The organism is Mesorhizobium sp. M9A.F.Ca.ET.002.03.1.2 (genome assembly GCF_003952365.1).
GTDB lineage: Bacteria > Pseudomonadota > Alphaproteobacteria > Rhizobiales > Rhizobiaceae > Mesorhizobium.
On record NZ_CP034443.1, the window covers coordinates 4551766 to 4568034 of the forward strand.

The 16269-nt window shown below is 62.8% G+C and carries 13 protein-coding genes, 2 tRNA genes and 2 pseudogenes; 9 read left to right on the top strand and 8 right to left on the bottom strand.

The genetic code is table 11. The features are described 5' to 3' along the window. Positions 1-20: 20 nt before the first annotated feature. On the bottom strand, positions 21-848 hold the full coding sequence (gene map, locus EJ066_RS21960) for a type I methionyl aminopeptidase (RefSeq protein WP_126041595.1): 828 nt from the start codon (positions 846-848) through the stop codon (positions 21-23). A 664-nt stretch (positions 849-1512) separates the two neighbouring features. Here map and EJ066_RS21965 point away from each other — a divergent pair. Continuing rightward, a complete protein-coding gene (locus EJ066_RS21965) occupies positions 1513-1809 on the top strand; it encodes a DUF982 domain-containing protein (protein ID WP_126041597.1) in 297 nt (98 codons plus the stop codon). On the opposite strand, the gene EJ066_RS21970 is transcribed toward EJ066_RS21965, so the two are convergent. Continuing rightward, positions 1806-2630 (bottom strand): alpha/beta hydrolase, encoded by an 825-nt coding sequence (locus EJ066_RS21970; protein ID WP_126041600.1) that lies wholly within the window; start codon positions 2628-2630, stop codon positions 1806-1808. The two genes, EJ066_RS21965 and EJ066_RS21970, sit on opposite strands and share 4 nt — an antisense overlap. Positions 2631-2848: 218 nt before the next feature. Here EJ066_RS21970 and EJ066_RS21975 point away from each other — a divergent pair, with 218 nt between their 5' ends. The 5 genes from EJ066_RS21975 to EJ066_RS21995 are packed head-to-tail and all read left to right on the top strand — an operon-like array spanning position 2849 to position 7440. Continuing rightward, a complete protein-coding gene (locus EJ066_RS21975) occupies positions 2849-4081 on the top strand; it encodes an ABC transporter substrate-binding protein (RefSeq protein ID WP_245454959.1) in 1233 nt (410 codons plus the stop codon). A 4-nt stretch (positions 4082-4085) separates the two neighbouring features. After that, entirely contained in the window at positions 4086-4823 is a 738-nt protein-coding gene (locus EJ066_RS21980) for an ATP-binding cassette domain-containing protein (protein ID WP_126041604.1), read from the top strand. Beyond that, positions 4820-5539 (top strand): ABC transporter ATP-binding protein, encoded by a 720-nt coding sequence (locus EJ066_RS21985; protein WP_126041606.1) that lies wholly within the window; start codon positions 4820-4822, stop codon positions 5537-5539. Before EJ066_RS21980 ends, EJ066_RS21985 begins: the two co-directional genes overlap by 4 nt. A 21-nt stretch (positions 5540-5560) precedes the next feature. Then, positions 5561-6436: a branched-chain amino acid ABC transporter permease gene (locus EJ066_RS21990; protein WP_126041608.1), complete on the top strand. Its 876-nt coding sequence runs from the start codon at positions 5561-5563 to the stop codon at positions 6434-6436. Continuing rightward, positions 6433-7440: a branched-chain amino acid ABC transporter permease gene (locus EJ066_RS21995; protein WP_126041610.1), complete on the top strand. Its 1008-nt coding sequence runs from the start codon at positions 6433-6435 to the stop codon at positions 7438-7440. Before EJ066_RS21990 ends, EJ066_RS21995 begins: the two co-directional genes overlap by 4 nt. A gap of 323 nt (positions 7441-7763) precedes the next feature. Here the strand turns inward: EJ066_RS21995 and EJ066_RS22005 are convergent, their stop codons facing one another. Together EJ066_RS22005 and EJ066_RS22010 are read right to left on the bottom strand one after the other, a co-directional pair. Continuing rightward, positions 7764-9080 carry an ArgE/DapE family deacylase gene (locus tag EJ066_RS22005; RefSeq protein ID WP_126041612.1) on the bottom strand — a complete coding sequence of 439 codons (1317 nt, stop codon included), beginning with the start codon at positions 9078-9080 and terminating at the stop codon, positions 7764-7766. A 65-nt stretch (positions 9081-9145) separates the two neighbouring features. Continuing rightward, positions 9146-10090, bottom strand: a complete 945-nt coding sequence (locus EJ066_RS22010; protein WP_126041614.1) for a MurR/RpiR family transcriptional regulator — start codon at positions 10088-10090, stop codon at positions 9146-9148. A 185-nt stretch (positions 10091-10275) separates the two neighbouring features. Here EJ066_RS22010 and EJ066_RS22015 point away from each other — a divergent pair. Next, positions 10276-10893: pseudogene (locus EJ066_RS22015) on the top strand (DUF2161 family putative PD-(D/E)XK-type phosphodiesterase). Positions 10894-11138: 245 nt separating this feature from the next. Then, the gene (locus EJ066_RS31490; protein ID WP_189644339.1) at positions 11139-11276 is read left to right on the top strand and encodes a hypothetical protein; all 138 of its coding nucleotides are present in this window, start codon (positions 11139-11141) and stop codon (positions 11274-11276) included. 201 nt (positions 11277-11477) lie between these two features. Here EJ066_RS31490 and EJ066_RS22020 read toward each other — a convergent pair whose 3' ends face one another. Beyond that, the gene (locus EJ066_RS22020; protein WP_126041616.1) at positions 11478-11702 is read right to left on the bottom strand and encodes a hypothetical protein; all 225 of its coding nucleotides are present in this window, start codon (positions 11700-11702) and stop codon (positions 11478-11480) included. A gap of 455 nt (positions 11703-12157) precedes the next feature. Between EJ066_RS22020 and EJ066_RS22025 the strand changes: the two genes are divergently transcribed. Further along, a tRNA-OTHER gene (locus EJ066_RS22025) sits at positions 12158-12235 on the top strand. Between the two features lie 90 nt (positions 12236-12325). Here EJ066_RS22025 and EJ066_RS22030 read toward each other — a convergent pair. The 3 genes and pseudogenes from EJ066_RS22030 to phaC all read right to left on the bottom strand — a co-directional run bounded on the left by EJ066_RS22030 (position 12326) and on the right by phaC (position 16238). Next, a tRNA-Glu gene (locus EJ066_RS22030) sits at positions 12326-12400 on the bottom strand. A 187-nt stretch (positions 12401-12587) separates the two neighbouring features. Further along, positions 12588-13728, bottom strand: a pseudogene (locus EJ066_RS22035) (YcbK family protein). Positions 13729-14375: 647 nt separating this feature from the next. Beyond that, positions 14376-16238 carry a class I poly(R)-hydroxyalkanoic acid synthase gene (gene phaC / locus EJ066_RS22040; RefSeq protein ID WP_281035435.1) on the bottom strand — a complete coding sequence of 621 codons (1863 nt, stop codon included), beginning with the start codon at positions 16236-16238 and terminating at the stop codon, positions 14376-14378. Positions 16239-16269: the final 31 nt, after the last annotated feature.

Genomic DNA, 16269 nt, shown 5'->3' on the forward strand with positions numbered 1-16269 from the left:
GTCCGGCGCCGGGAGAAACACTATGCCGGCAGGCCGGGGCGGTCGAGGTTTTTTGGCGACAGCGTGAAAATCTCGCATCCGGTCTCGGTAACGCCGATCGTGTGCTCGTACTGCGCCGACAGCGAGCGGTCGCGTGTCACCGCCGTCCAGCCGTCCGACAGCACTTTCACGTGCGGCCGGCCGAGATTGATCATCGGCTCGACGGTGAAGATCATGCCCGGCCGCATCTCGACGCCCTCGCTGGCGCTGCCATAGTGCAGGATGTTCGGCGCATCGTGAAACAGCTGGCCGACGCCGTGGCCGCAGAAATCGCGGACCACCGAGCAGCGCTCGCTTTCGGCATAGGTCTGGATGGCGGCGCCAATGGCGCCGGTGCGGGCGCCGGGCCTGATCGCGGCGATGCCGCGCATCAGGCATTCGTGCGTGACCTCGAGCAGGCGCTCGGCGGCGCGCTTGATCGTGCCTACCGGATACATTCGCGAGGAATCGCCGTGCCAGCCGTCGAGGATGTAGGTGACGTCGATGTTGACGATGTCGCCGTCCTTCAACGGCTTGTTCTCGGGAATGCCATGGCAGACGACGTGATTGATCGATGTGCAGGACGACTTCGTGTAGCCGCGATAATTGAGCGTCGCCGGCAATGCGCCGTGATCCATGCCGAACTCGAAGACGAAACGGTCGATGGCTTCGGTGGTGACGCCCGGCGCGACCATCGACGCCAGTTCGTCGAGACAGCGCGCGGTGAGGTCGCAGGCCTTGCGCATGCCGGCGAAGCCTTCCTCGCCGTAGAGGCGAATCTGGCCGGTGTTTCTGGGCGGTGCCGTGGCGGCGTCGAGATAGGTGACCATTCTTGTCCGTCTTGCCGGAAGAGGGGCTCCTGATGAGCCCACGCGAAAATCCTCCCAGATTTGGCACCGGACGGCGCAAGGTTCAAGGACGAACTGCCGGCGACGGGCATAAGCCGGCGAAATTCATGCCTTTGCGGGCTCACCTTTGCGCCTCCCAGCCCGCCTTGCGCGACGGCGTGCAGCCCAAATCAGGGCAGCCAACCCAGGTTGATGCTTCTTGGCGACGGCGGATTGGTCGACCGACATCCGCAATTGGTGATTGGCGAAAGCCGAAACTACATCCGATCTCCCCTCGCAAGGGGAGATCGGCAACTTCGCCGACGGCGCCTACTCGCGTAGACAGAAGGTCGGACAAATCGTGTGCTACCTAAACCGGAAAACTCGTGTGCTTACGAAGGTAGTTCCAACTTGACAGGTGACGGCAGTTATGCTAGGAATTTATTCATGGTGCAGAGTTGCGCCGACGACCCGTCCACTGAGGCGGGTTTTTTGTTTCAGGCTGCGACGCCAGCCCGTCGCGGGGCTTCGAATCGAGGTGACGGCGCGATTTGACCTTGCCGTCAGCCAGTTCCCAAGAGGTTGAGCCCCAAGGCGCGAAGCCGGTCAAGGCAACTTTTTGCCGGGGATGGCGTTGCTGCGGGAACGCCGCTCGGGAGAGATGCGAATGGACAGGTTGCAATTCGAGGTACCGGTGCGCATCACGCCCGCGCCCGGTTTGCCGATCGAGGAGATATACAGCGTCGAACAGGCGCTGGATTTCCTGCAAGGCTGGCCGGTTTGCCGGCAGGGCCCGGTCTATCAGGCTGCGTTCAATGCCTGCTTCGGCGCCACGGTCGACCTGGTCAAGACCGAGGACGCTTGCAGGGCGTTCATGGCGTTCTGCCGGGTGAGCAGCCTGCTTGCCAGGGACATGATGGTTCCGGGCAAGCGAGGAGGCGGCGCGAGGGGGGTGAGGGTTTAGCGCCAGCCAGGTTCCAGGCTTTTCAGAAACCGATCGAAGATCGGATCGAACCGGTCCGGCGAATCCCAGAACGGCGCGTGGCCGGAATTGCTGATCAGGTGTTTCTTGCCTTCCCAGAGGTTGGAGAACGGGATCGTATCGACGAAATCGGTGTTGACGAATGGCTCGTCGGCGCCGTTGAGAACCGCGATCGGCGGCGTCTTGCCGGCGACGATCGTGCTCTGGTCCTTGCCTTCGCCAGCCGCGAATTTGCCGAGCATCAGTCTGCGCGCGCGGCCATCGGTGCGCGCGACGGCATTGCGGAGCAACTGGTCATAGGGCTCGCCGCAGGTCGAGTGCGCATAGGCGTCGATATCGTCTTCGGTGAAGGTCTCCTGGCCGGCGAGGTTCATATGCGGGCTTGTCTTGAAGCCCTTTGAGAGGTCGGCGGCGGCGATCGGCGGCGTGCCTGTGATCATCAGGCCGAGCATGCCGGGATAGCGGTCGATCATCTCCAGCCCGATGTGACCGCCCAGCGACCAGCCGAAGACCGCTGCCTTTTCGATGCCAAGCTTGTTCATCACCTCGGTCATCGCGTCGGCGTAACCCGGCATCGAGTAGCTGCGATCCGGATCGACCGCGTTGCAGGACTCGCCATGGCCGGGAAGATCGGCGGCGATCAGACGGTAGGTTGCGCCGATCCTGCCGTCGAACTGATTGCGGAAGACGGCGCCCGACGACGAATTGCCGTGGACCATCAGCACCGGCATGCCGGCGCCGGCGCTTTCGCGTACGGCGATCGTGCCGTGACTGGTTTCGATCGTTTTGATTGTGGTCGCCATCCCTGTCTCCATTCGCCTTGGCTCCATTCGCCCTGTCTCCAATCGCTCTATCTCGATTCGTTTGGCCGCCGCAGTTCCGGCAAATTGCTTGGCGGCCAAATTTGTCCGCCTACCAATGAAAATATCTTTTCAAATTGACCCGCCTGTGCATAATTTGTCAATCATCCAACCATCGTCGGGAATATAAAAGGGGAACAGGACCAATGAGGACCAAGTCGATGAAACGCCGTATCCGGCATATGCTGCTCGGGGCGTCGCTCGGCGTGATGCTGGCCACTGCGCCGGCATTCGCCGACGTCGTCAAGATCGGCCTGCTGGCGCCGCTGACCGGCCCGGCCGCAGCTGACGGCCAGGAATTCCAGCGCGGCGCACAGATGGCGATCGATGAGGCAAACAGCGCGGGCGGCGTCGACGGCCACACGTTCGAACTGGTCGTGGGCGACGTCAAGGACCAGTCGGCGGCGAATGTCACCAGCGCGGTCGAGCGCCTGCTCGGCGATCAGGACGTGCATTTCATGCTGACCGGCTATGCCAGCCTGACCAATTTCGAGATCGACCACATGGCCGAGGCGGAGATGCCCTATATGCTCGCCGCCACGTCGCAGCAGACCAAGGATATCATCGCACCCGATCCGGAGAATTACGCTTGCTGCTGGTCGCTGACCCCGTCCTTCGATGCATACAACACCGATGTCACCATTTTCGTCGAGAAGCTGGCGGCTGAAGGCAAGATCACGCTGCCGACCAAGAAGGTAGCGATCATCTCGTCCGACAACGCCTATTCGAAGACCATCTCCGAAGGCATGAAGAAGACCTTCAAGGAGAAGGGCTGGACCATAACCGTCGATGAGCTCGTGCCCTTCGGCGAGGTGACCGACTGGCGTTCGATCCTGGCCAAGGTGCGCGAGGACGTGCCGGACGTGGTCATCAACACCGACTATCTGCCCGGCAATTCGGCCTCGTTCCTCAACCAGTTCCTCGAGCAGCCGACCAAGAGCCTGGTGTTCCTGCAATATGCGCCGAGCGTTCCGGAGTTCGTCGAACTGACGAAGGAAAAATCGAACGGCGTGATCTACAACCTTCTCGGCGGCGCGCTGACCACGCCAAAGAACCCGCGCGCCGACGAAGTGGCCGGCAAGTTCAAGGCCAAATATGGTGTCGAGAGCGGCACATACGGCGTCGGCCTCTACGAGATGGTCCACGTCTATTTCGACGCGCTGAAAAAGGCCGGCGATCCGACCGACCATGCCGCAATCATGAAGGCGCTGTCCGAGACCGACAAGCAGGTCGCCGAAGGCCGCCTGAAATTCGATCCGGCCACGCATCTTGCCATGCAAGGCGACGACTACATCCCGATCACCTTCTTCCAGATCTGGGACGGCAAGCGGGCATTGGTTTCGCCCGCCAAATACGCGACCGGCGGGTTCCAGCCGCAGCCCTGGATGAAATAGCGGCATGCCGCTGCTTGAAGTCGAGGGCGTATCGAAGGCGTTCGGTTCCCTCAAGGCGGTCGACGACGTTTCGTTCGCCGTCGAGGCCGGGGAAATCTTCGGCGTCGCCGGGCCGAACGGCAGTGGCAAGAGCACGCTGTTCAACGTCATCACTGGCATACCGTTCGGCCCCGACAAGGGCCGGATACGGTTCGACGGGATGGAGATCCAGGGCAAGCCGGGCAATGCCATTGCACAGCTCGGCCTCCTCAGGACCTTCCAGCGCGAGACCAGTTTCGACGGGCTGACCGTGTTCGAGAACGCGCTGATCGGCGCGAGCTATGGCAAGCCCGGGCGAGGGGCGGCTGAAGCACGGGCCCGCGCCGTCGAGGCGCTGGAGTTCGTCGGGCTTTCAACGGCCATGCTTGGAAGGCTCGCCGGCGAATTGTCGGTGTTCGACCGCAAGTGCCTGATGCTGGCAACGGCAATCGCCACGGAACCGCGCATGCTTTTGCTCGACGAGCCGGCATCGAGCCTGACCAAGCCGGAGATCGAGATGTCGATCGGATTGATCAGGCGGACGGCGGCGCGCGGCATCACCGTGGTGCTGATCGAACATGTGCTGACCTTCCTGATGAGCCTTTCGCAACATCTCCTGGTGCTGAACCAGGGCCGTGTGCTTGCCGCGGGCGAGCCCAGGAGCGTGATCGCCGACCAGCGCGTGGTGGAAGCCTATCTCGGCACAAGGAGATCGGCGGCGTGAGCGAAAGCCCGATCCTGAGCGTCGAGGCGGTGACATCAGGCTATGGCCGCGTGACCGTGCTGCACGACATCACGCTCGAGGCCGGCCGGTTCGGCAATGTCGGGCTGTTCGGGCCGAACGGTCACGGCAAGACGACGCTGCTGAGAACCATTTCCGGCCTCATCGCGCCCAAACGCGGCCGCGTCGTCTTCGACGGCAAGGACATCACTGGCCTGAGCGCGCGCGCCATCGTCGCAACCGGCCTCATTCATGTGCCGCAGGGCAACAAGCTGTTCCCCGACCTGACGATCGGCGACTGCATGGCGCTTGGCGCCTATTCGCCGCGTGCGCGGCCGCACGAGGCCGAGAACCGCGAAAAGGTGGTGAAGCTGTTCCCGAAGCTCGCCGAACGCTGGCGCCAAAAGGTGCGCACGCTGTCCGGCGGCGAGCGCCAGATGGTGTCGATCGGCACGGCGCTGATGAGCCATCCGCGCCTGCTGATCCTGGACGAGCCGACACTCGGGCTTGCGCCGAAGATCAAGGACGAACTCTGCACCGCCGTCATGGACATCTCGAAGGGCGGAGTGCCGCTCGTCGTCGTCGAGCAGGACATCGAGTTCCTGCTCGAACTCAGCCGGCAGTTGTTCCTCGTTGATCACGGAGCGGTCAAGACCGAGATCCGGCCGGGCGAAAGCATCGAGCACAGCGAAATCATGGCGATGTATTTCGGGCATTGAAGGATTGGACAGGGGTCGGGCATGAGCGTCTTTTCGGATATCTTCTTCGGCGGCCTGTTCCAGGGCTCGCTCTACGCCATGATGGCGGTCGGGCTGGCGCTTGTCTGGACGACGATCGGCGTATTCAACTTCAGCCATGGCGTGTTCATGATGCTGGGCGCCTATTTCGCCTGGCAGCTCGTCGCCTTCGGCCTGCCGGTGATGATCGCCTTTCCGCTCGCAATCATCGTCATGGCGGGCGCGGGATGGATCCTGCAGGCCTCGGTGGTGCGGCCGCTGATCGGCCGTCCCAACATCGTCTTGGTCGTCGTCATCACCACGCTGGCGGCCGGTTCGCTGATAGAAAACGGCGCGCTGACCCTCTGGGGGCCGCGCTCCAAGCAACTGCCGAGCCTGATCGAAGGCAATACCACCATCGCCGGCGTCGGCGTGTCGCTGCACCAGATCGCCATCATCGTCATCACGCCGCTGATCCTCGCGGCCTTGTGGTCGTTCCTCAACCGCACGCGGCTCGGCCTTGCACTCAGGGCGGTCGCACAGAACGAGGATGCGAGCCATCTCGTCGGCCTCAACGTCACGGCGCTTTACGGCCTTGCCTTCGCCATCGCCGCGTCGCTGGCTGGGCTGGCCGGGATCTTCATGGGCGGCTACCGCTTCATGAACCCGTCGATGGGCGCAGACCCGCTGCTCAAGGCGCTGATCGTGGTGGTTTTCGGTGGCATCTCAAGCATTTCCGGGCCGATCTTCGCTGCCTACCTGATCGGGTTCTTCGAGGCGGCGAGCAACTATTATTTCGGCCTCTACTGGACGCCGGCGCTGCTTTTCCTCGTGCTCATCACGACGCTCATGGTGCGCCCGGAAGGCATTTTCGCCAGCCGCTCCAGGGGACTCGCATGACGCTCCTCAACGTTGCCATTCCGTCTGCTCCCGGCCGCGTCACCTGGAACCGCGAGGCGATCGGCTTCGTGGCGGGCTTCCTGCTGCTTGCCCTTTTGCCGCTCGTCTTCGGCGACAGCTACAGCCGGCATGTGCTGATCATGATCTTCATCTACGCGATCGTCGCTTCGAACTGGGACCTCAGCCTCGGCTATGGCGGCGTCTTCAATTTCGGCCACCTGGCACTATTTGGCATCGGCGTCTACACCTACAGCCTGCTTGCCAAGCTGGCCGGCGTCGATCCGTGGATCGCGCTTGTGGCTGGCGGCGTGATCGCCACCCTGGCGGCCGTGCTGGTGACCATCCCGATCCTGCGGCTGAAGGGCATCTTCATCATCCTGGTCACCTTCGGCTTCGCGCAGCTCGTCATGCAGGTCATTGTCAGCCAGTCGGATCTGACGGGCGGCACGCAGGGCCTGGTGCGGGTGCCCGGCCTCTATGTCTTCGATCACAACATGATCCGCGACGGCAAGCTCGCCTATTTCTACATCGCGCTGTCGCTTCTGGTGGCGAGCACGCTGTTTTTGCGCCTGTTCGTGCGCTCGCGCGCCGGCGCCAGCATCGTGGCCCTGCGCGACAACGAGGAATATGCCATCAGCCGCGGCGTCTCGCTGGTGCGGCAGCGCGTGGTGACGCTGGCGGCAAGCGCCTTCTTCACCGGGATCGCCGGCGCCTTCTACGCCGCCTACCAGCGCAACGCGTCGATCGACGTGTTCGGCATGAGCCTGGCGACCATCATCCTGTCGATGGTGCTGCTGGGCGGGACAAGCACGATCTACGGCGCGATCATCGCCTCCTTCGTGCTCACCGTCTTTTCCGAGGCGATGGCCGATTTCGGCGCATGGCGGCTGATGATCTCGGCGCTGCTCATCATCGTGATCATGCTGGTCTACCCAAGCGGCCTTGTCGGCATGATCCGCGCCGCCGGGACGGTGGTGGCCGACCGCATCAAGCGTCCGGCCTGACAAGGTTAGCGCAATCGCTTCAGGTTTGAAATCGGCCCGTCTGCCCTCTCCGGGCGTCGGCGCTGCCCCTCACCTGCCTGCCGGCATCCTCTCCCCGTATAATGACGGGGAGAGGGGCGCTGTCATCGACGGCTTCGCCAATCCCCGGCGCTGTAAGAAGGGCACCGGGGCTGCGGCCAGCCCCCTTCTCCCCGTCACTATACGGGGAGAAGTGCCCGGCAGGGCGATGAGGGGCGGCACCGACTTCGACAATTGGTAGTCTCCCACCACAGGTTGGAAAGTGTTATTCGTCTGAGGCGATTGCCTGCCGATAACGCCTGCGATCAGCGCACCCCGCACCAGTCGATGACGGAAGCGGCGATGACCTTGGCGGTTTCCACGACAGAGTCGACCTCGACATATTCGTCGGCGCCATGAAAACCGTCGCCGGACGGACCGAAGATGACGCCGTCGACGCCGGCGCCGGCATAGTGCGCGGCATCGCAGACGGCGACGAAGCCCTTCACCTCAGGCGTCTTGCCGATACGCGCCTTGTTGGCGACAAGCGACTTGACCAGCGGATGGTCCGGCGGGGTGTTCATCGGCGGAAAGTGAAGGCCGCCCAGCTCCCACTGGATGGTCGGCGGATTTTCGCGCAGCCAGGCGTCGGCGGCGGCGAAATGATGCACGAAAGTCTCGAAATCGCGGCGATAATCGGCTGAGTTCTCGTCAGGCAGGAACTTCATGTCGAGATCGAGAACCGCTACGTCCGGGATTATCGCCGGATTGGTCATAACCGTCGGCAGGCCGTTCTCGCCAAGTCCGGTGCCGCCCTGCATCACCCCGATGTTGATCGTGTTCATGCCGAGCGGCAGCAGCGGATGCGATTTCGCCCGCGTGCGGTCGAGCTCGTATTGGCGTACGGCGGCGATGAAACGGGCCGCGATCTCGATGGCGTTGACGCCGGGCTCCAGCCGGTCCTTGTCGTGGCGCTGCGGGTAGATTTCATTGTAGCGGAGCGCGGAATGCGCGTTGCGGCCGCGGATCGTCACCCGCGCCCATTCGAGCCCGCCTTCGACCGGCAGGACATCGCCCCAGGTGGGTTCGGCGACCAGCACCGCCTTGGCGAGCTTGCCCCTGGCGACCGCGTCCATGGCGCCGAAGCCGCCGGCTTCCTCGTCGACCACCGTGTGGATCGCCAGCCGGCCCTGGAGCGTGATGCCGGCCTTGCGGATGGCGTGCGCCGCCGCGAGGCAGGCGGCGACGCCGCCCTTCATGTCGACCGCGCCGCGGCCGTAAAGACGCCCGTTGGTGATGGCGGCGCCAAACGGATCGACCGACCAGTTCTTCATTTCGCCGACCGGCACGACGTCGACATGGCCGCATAGGATCAGGCTGCGCTCCTCGTCGCCGGCCCATTCGCCGACCAGATTGGGCCGTCCCGGCAAGGCGTCCCATTGTTCCGTCGAAAAGCCGTCGGCCTTGAGGATCGGCTCCAGCATCGCCTGCACGTCGGCTTCGCGGTTCAGCCCTTGCCGGGTCTCGAATTTGGGATTCACCGAGGGGATTTGGACCATGTCGCTGGTGAGGCCGATCACCCAGTCGCGATCCCTGTCGATCTCGGCCTGCGCGGCGGCGACGGCCGCATCCCTGTCCTGCATCTCGATGTCCTTTCGTGCCTCGGCGGCGTTCGTGATTGTCTCTTGGTGTTGCAGGGGTGGTCCGGCTAATCAGCCGATTTGGGTTTGCCCCTGACGAACGGCGCCGCCCACTTCGCCGGATCGTCGGCGGCCGCGCTGCGGCGGCCGGTGAAATCCGATGCGTCGAGCGTCACGCCGTTGGCGCGGCGGATCCCTTCGATATCCTCGATGCGCTTGCGCACCGTCTGGCCTTCGCTCTCCAGCGCATGGGCGAACACGGTCTCCATCTGGACGACGGCCGTCGCCAACGTGTCGAACGGCGAATTGGCCTCGATTGCCGCAACCAGCGTCAGATCGGCATGTTCGGAGATGGGCGAGAGCCATGGGTCGGTGAACAGCAGGATGCCGATGCCCCGCTCGCGCGCCTGACGGGCGAAGTTGACCACGTCCGACTGGTAGCGGCGATAGTCGAACACGACGAGCAGGTCACGCTTGCCGAGATCGATCAGCAGGTCGAAATCAGTCGGCGCCAGCGCGCCGATGTCGTGCACGCCGGGACGGAACTGCACGAGATAACCGGCGAGCATCGAGGCGATGTGGCGGCTGAAGCGTCCGCCGAGCAGCACGACCTGACCCTTGCAGTCGAGCAGCATCCTGGCGGCGCGGCCATAGCTTTGCGAAGGAACCGCCGTGCGCGTCCGATCCAGGCTGTCGGACACCGAATGGAAGTAGTCGTTGACCGTGCCTTCGCTCGAATTGGCAGGCCGCTTCGCCTCCATCATCAGCAGCGGGGAATGCAGCCGGGATTCGATCTCCGCCAGAAGCTTGCCCTGGAAGGCGGCAAAACCGCCATAGCCGAGCTTGACCATGAGGCGCATGACGGTCGGATCGCTGACGCCAGCTGCCTTTGCCAGGCGCGTGGCGGTGCCGAGGCCGGACATCGGATAATCGGCCAGAAGAACCTGCACGATCTTGGCTTCCGCGGATGTGAGGGCCAGGGTGGTATGCGCCAACTCTTCGCGGATCGACACCGGACCTCTCCCTTTCCGTATTCAGCCGCTGATAGAGAAATTACAAATTCTGGTGATGATGTCAATTTTTGGAAGGATTTCTACAAATGGTGAGACCCCTGGGCGCCATTTTGCTTTGTCCGTCCAGATGACGTGTTCTTCGGCGACTGTGGGCGAACCCGGCTCGAATCGGCTATGGCCCGGGCATGCAGGAAACATCTCTTTACATGCCGGTGAAGCGGTTTCTTGAGAGCCTGGAATTCACCGTCAAAGGTGAAGTTGGCGGCTGCGATGTCGTGGGACTGCGTGACGGCGAGCCGCCCGTGGTCGTCATTTGTGAATTGAAACTGCAGTTTAACCTCGAGCTTATACTTCAGGGTGTCGATCGCGCCGCGGCATGTGACGAGGTCTGGCTCGCGGCGAGGATGTCGGCCCGCGGTAAGGGCCGCGAGCACGATCGCCGATTCCGCGCCCTCTGCCGGCGGCTTGGTTTCGGCCTGTTGGCGGTTGGCTCCGCCGGCAACGTCGAATTGCTGCTCAGCCCGGCCGCCTTGCCGCCAAGACGAGACCCGCGGCGATCCTGTCGTCGGCGGTGGTTCCCGAACCCCGATAATGACCGCTTACCGGCAGACGCGCTGGCCTGCGCCGCTGCGATGGCGGATGGCCCGAAGCGCCCGCGCGACCTGAAAACCATTTCACCGCGCGCCGCCAAGATCCTGCTTCACAATGTCTATGGATGGTTCGCCAGGGCCGAGCGCGGCGTCTATGCGCTTACCGACGTTGGCCATGCCGCGCTACAGCGCTGGCCGCAGCGGGCTCCGTGATATTCAGGCGGCCCAGCGGCTCCCATTGGGGCGACCAACAGCGGGCCGCTGGGCCTGACCGGCTGGCGGTACGGGGCGGTTGCCGGCTGGGGTGGACTATAGGTCCTTCATGTATCGTCGCTAATTTAGTAAAATGGTCATGTTCCGTTCGACTGGCCGTCAAATCGGATGAGCCTAGAGCCGAATTCATGCCTAAACGAGTGAGTACCGGCGGCCGGCCGGCAGATGGAGGCATTGGCGTTTCCATGAAACGCAAGCCCAGCAAGACCGGATTCAAGAAACTTCTCGCCGCCGACGCCAGTGCTATCGGCCGATCGCTGATCGGACTGCTCGAACTGGAGACATACAGCGGCACGATTGAGCCGGCCATGAATGGATCTTGATGACGCGCCAACATTTGCCGTCGAGCGTTCGGGCGCGCCTATCCAGATTTGCAAATCGAAGATGGCCGGCACCAACAGTTGGCGGGGGGCCTGATGGGGCGCCGGCCAGGCGGTTTGGGGTCCGCTTGCGTTGGATAATACGGGGCTTGGCGATCAAAGTAATTCCGTGATCGCGGAATGTCGGGAGGCGGTCGACGAGGCTCAGTCCTTTGCATCGTCACTGTCTTGCACAGAGCCATCGTTTTCATCCGCCGGGGTTTCCAACCCGGCCAGTTGCCGATCGGCCACTTCTTTGGCGAGGCCTACCAGGGCATCGACCTCTTGCATCTGGTCCATGTGACCGCCATTGGCGACGCGTTTCCGGATCCTCTTCAGTTGGTCAGAGGTTCGTCGCAATGTTTCGGCGATAGACGTCTTCTTGGCCACGCCTGCATCTCCTGCATCCCAACCCTTGAGACGAGCAAGCGTTCCGGCCCAAATGTAAACAGGCCGTCCTAAAGGTGCCCCCGTAATAGGTCGACACGTCTGGCATCGCAATTGCGTGGTCGGCAATGGGGCGGGCGGGCCTTGCCGCTTCGCAAACGGAGCGGTGGGGCTTTTGGATCTCCGCTTCCGGCTTAATCGGCCGATGGTGGTCGGAGCCTCTGATGCCGGTGGCAGGGGGCGGCTCGACAGCCGGATCGAGAGGCCGCCGAGCCTAACCGGCGGGGCTTTGAGGAGGGGCGGCGCCGGCTGGCAACACCATAGGCTTATCATGCATGATTGCTAATTTAGTAATGGTGATGCGACATGCGCGACCTTACTTCCATTGCAGGTGCCGGTTACCCCCAATCTCCGAGTTGATAAAACGACACTTGCCCTTTTAGTTTGCCAAAATGTTCGCGCTCGTAGCTCAACCAGGATAGAGCCACCACCAAAGCCTCGGGCAGATGCAGGTTCGATCCCTGCCGAGTGCACCAAAGTCCCACCAAGCAATCGCCGGTTTCTGTGCGGAAATTGGCCAAATATTGGATAGGGAAGGAAGTTTTCGGCCAAGTGCCTGAAAAGCCTGGTACGCCCAAGGGGAATCGAACCCCTGTTACCGCCGTGAAAGGGCGGTGTCCTGACCGCTAGACGATGGGCGCGCTCAGATTGAGCGCTTATAGTTGCGTCGCGCCAAACCGGCAACCCGTCTGCTGCTGCCTGCGACAACTTTTTCAATGGCCGCAAAACCGCGCGTTTTGGGCGATTCAATTGGTTCGGCGCTGCATTGCACGGCGTCCTCGGGCGGCACACTGCGGACGTTATCGTAAACCAGAGGAAGACCAGCCGTTACCGCCGGCGGCGGCAGCGCCAGTTCCAGTCGCGCTCGGGACCGACGTCGATGTGAACGGATTCGGTGTGGCAGTAGGTGCCGACGCCGCCACGCCCGGGCATGCTGCGGACATAGCTTGCCAGTTGCGATTTCGAGACGCCTGGAACCTGGATGTCGGCGGCGGCGCAATACATGTGCAGCGAATTCTTGGCGCCGTTGGCGCGGCGGTTGCGGGCCGGATCACGATAGCCGGAGGTGACGATCATCTTCTTGCCGTAGTGGCCCTCGATCGTCTTCAATACACGGACCAGCGAAGGCTTCAGGCAGGCAACGTCGACATTCTCGGTCTGCTTCAAAAGACCGTTGGGCGCCAGCCGGGCAAGGCCGGCGGCGGATGCCACCTGATAGGCACCCCCCTCATCCTCGTTGAGATCGACGTCGCTCTCGTCGTCGAGGCCGGACTTGCGCTTGATCTCGAAGAGTGCGGTCTTGCGCACGCCAGGCAGCGCGTCGTCGGTGAAATTGCTGGTATCGCCGATCGAAGCCAGTTGCACCGGCTTTTTCAGCCGATTTGGCCGAGGCCAGAGTAACGGTCGGCTTTGCCGCCGCCGCCTTGGGCTGGGCGGCCGTCGGTTGCTCGGCCGACCTGTTGTTGGCATGCGGAGCAGGTGCCGCCGAGGCGGGCGTGGCGCTGAACAAAGAGGCAAGGAACCCCTTCTTCTTTGGCGCATAGGCTTGCGGCTGCGGCTCTCCGGCGGTCACATAGACCGGATTGTTCATCGCCGGCGCGGCGGCTTCAGCCTTCTTCGGTGCGGCCGTGCCGGCATCAGCCGTTTCTGTCTTCTGCGTGGCAGCGTCGGCCTGTTCCGCCGTCTGCGCGGGCTGTTCCTGTGGCTGCGGCGTCTGGCCCGCAGTCGCCTCCGCGCCCGCAGGAGCGGTGACGGGGAAGCCGGCATCGGACCGGGCTCCGGCCTGGGTCCCCGGCTTCGCCACCGGCACATAAGCGACCTGCTCGGGAAGCGCCGCGTCACCCTCGGCGGTCATCGTCATCTGTGAAGTCGTCATCTGCGAGGACGAATCAGCGGCGACCTGTTGCGTGCCCGCGGCCGTGCTATTGTCCATGGACGAGGCATTGTAGCCAGGCATGCCGACGGACATTGTCGGGTCGCCGGCCGAAGTGCAGGACGCCAGGAGCACGGAGAAAAGCGCTGCCGCAATGGCGCGGCGTTCTCCCTTCGCGAAGCGCGATCCCGCTGATCTCAAAACAAAATTCCCCCTCGATGTCCGGCCGGTACGTCATTGGCGTGGCGTGAAACGTCCCGCCGAACTAATCCTTGTCCCCGAACCGGAAACGAGACCTGTATCAAAAAGGCAAGCCTCAAAGTAATTCGATGGCTAGAGGTGAATAGAGGCTACCTAAGGGTTGACGACACCATTTCGCCCTCTTTGGCAGGCACGTCAACTCACCAGACATTACAGAATGTTACACGCGCACCTTGACATAGGTGCCTGGCGCATCACCCAGGGTTTTCATGTGCTTGCCCGGTTGCGGGCCGGCACGCGGGTGTTGTCCCTAGCCCGATCCAGCGGCCATGCGGCCACCGACGGATGGGTTGGGTTGACTGGCCGAGCCGTCACGGACGATGTTCGGGAGCGGAGCGCTCCATCACGACTCGACTCGCCGGCCTGGACAAGGAGCGATCCTTCATTTTCTCGTACCAGCCCGGAGAACACCCGAAAGCGGCTCCACGCTGCGCCGGAACTCAGTCTGTAGGTTCTGTCCCCTGGGCTGCGCTGGGGTTGTGCTATTTGCGTTGCCAAGCGACACGCGGCGAGATCCGGGAGATGACGTCAGCGGCGAAAACCATGCGGCCGGCCAGTTCCATCATGCCTTTCGAAAGTCTGTTCTCGAGATACAATTGCGCAGTAGAAAGAAATGGTTGGGCCGCAGCCATGCGGGCCAACCAGGAGACGGGATGGGTCGTGGCGTTGGCGACCCATCGATCGAAGTCGCCGGCCGGCTTGTCGCCGGTCCAGTAATGATATTTCTGCGCCGCCGGCGGGTTGACGACGCCGGCGATGTGGCCGGAGCCTGCCATCACGTACTCGACCTCGCCGCCGAAATATTTCGAACCGAGGAACACCGAAAGCGCCGGCGCGATATGGTCTTCCTTCGAGGCGAGGTTGTAAACCGGGATGGTGACGTCAGCGAGCGAAACCATGCGGCCGGCCAGTTCCATCATGCCTTTCGAAAGTCTGTTCTCGAGATAGCAATTGCGCAGGTAGAAAGAATGGTTGGCCGCAGCCATGCGGGTCGAATCGGCGTTCCAGTAGAGCAGGTCGAAGGGCAGGGGATCCTTGCCGCGCATGTAGTTGTTGACGACATAGGGCCAGATCAGGTCGCCTGAGCGCAGCATGTTGAAGGCGGTCGCCATCTTGGTGCCATCGAGATAGCCTTTCTCGGTCATCGATTTCTCGACGGCCGCGACCTGCTCGTCGTCGACAAACACTTTCAGGTCGCCGGCATGGGTGAAGTCGACCTGCGTGGTGAAGAAGGTGGCCGATTTGACGCGGTGGTCGCCTTCCTGCGCCATCAGCGCCAGGGCCGCGGCCAGAAGCGTGCCGCCGACACAATAGCCGATGGCGTTGACTTGCCTTTCGCCGGTGGCCTTTTCGATCGTGTCCAGGCCATATTGCAGGCCCTCTCTTATGTAGGCCTCCCAACCCTTGGTGCCGTGCCGCTCGTCCGGGTTGATCCAGGAGATGACGAAGACGGTGTGGCCCTGCTCGACGGCCCAGCGGATGAAGGATTTTTGCGGGTTGAGATCGAGAATGTAGAATTTGTTGATCCATGGCGGGCAGATCAGCAGCGGCCGCTTGAGCACGGTCTCGGTCGACGGTTCGTACTGCAAGATCTCGGCGACATCGCTGCGGCCCACCACCTTGCCGGGTGTCGTGGCCAGGTTCTTGCCGATCTCGAAGGGCGAATAATCGGCCTGCCTCAGTTTCAGGTCGCCCTTGCCGGCGACAATGTCCTCGGCCAGCATCTTCATGCCGCGCACCAGGTTTTCGCCATTCGAAGCGATGGTCTCGCGGAACAGCTCCGGGTTGGTCAGGATGAAATTCGACGGCGAGATGGCGTTGGACATCTGCTTGACGTAGAAGCTGGCCTTATGGCGGGTGTGCTCGTCCAGGCCATCGGCGTGCTCGACCAGTTCGGCCGCCCAGCGCGAGGTAACGAGATAGGCCTGCTTGAGGAAATCGAAGAATGCGTTGCGGCCCCATTCAGGGTCCTGGAAACGCTTGTCGCCGCCCTCGGGCTTGACTGCGTCGTCGCCGCCGGCGCCGATGCGCTGGATGGCGTTGGCCCAGACGGTCATGTAGCCGGAAAACAGCCGCGTCTGCGCCTCCAGAGCGCGCTGCGGATCGGAAAGCCAATATTCGCTGAGCTTGGAGAAGGTTTTCACCATGTCGACGACCGGCTCGGCGACATGATCGCGCACTTCGCCTTTTTCGCGCGGCTCGGCCCATGCGGAAGCCGCCTTGCCGGCCTGCTCGATCATGCGCGCCATGTTCAAGGCGAAGCGTTCCGGGTCCTTCACCAGATATTGCTCGACGGTCGAAGCCCGGTCATCTTCCGCTTTGTCCGAATCGGGTCTTTTGGACATGGTTCGCGGGGTTCCTCCCGAAGCGTTTTCT

Coding starts and splice junctions, on each gene's coding strand:
- map (WP_126041595.1), bottom strand. CDS start 848: ATGGTCACCTATCTCGACGCCGCCACGGCACCGCCCAGAAACACCGGC.
- EJ066_RS21965 (WP_126041597.1), top strand. CDS start 1,513: ATGGACAGGTTGCAATTCGAGGTACCGGTGCGCATCACGCCCGCGCCC.
- EJ066_RS21970 (WP_126041600.1), bottom strand. CDS start 2,630: ATGGCGACCACAATCAAAACGATCGAAACCAGTCACGGCACGATCGCC.
- EJ066_RS21975 (WP_245454959.1), top strand. CDS start 2,849: ATGAAACGCCGTATCCGGCATATGCTGCTCGGGGCGTCGCTCGGCGTG.
- EJ066_RS21980 (WP_126041604.1), top strand. CDS start 4,086: ATGCCGCTGCTTGAAGTCGAGGGCGTATCGAAGGCGTTCGGTTCCCTC.
- EJ066_RS21990 (WP_126041608.1), top strand. CDS start 5,561: ATGAGCGTCTTTTCGGATATCTTCTTCGGCGGCCTGTTCCAGGGCTCG.
- EJ066_RS21995 (WP_126041610.1), top strand. CDS start 6,433: ATGACGCTCCTCAACGTTGCCATTCCGTCTGCTCCCGGCCGCGTCACC.
- EJ066_RS22005 (WP_126041612.1), bottom strand. CDS start 9,080: ATGCAGGACAGGGATGCGGCCGTCGCCGCCGCGCAGGCCGAGATCGAC.
- EJ066_RS31490 (WP_189644339.1), top strand. CDS start 11,139: ATGAAACGCAAGCCCAGCAAGACCGGATTCAAGAAACTTCTCGCCGCC.
- phaC (WP_281035435.1), bottom strand. CDS start 16,238: ATGTCCAAAAGACCCGATTCGGACAAAGCGGAAGATGACCGGGCTTCG.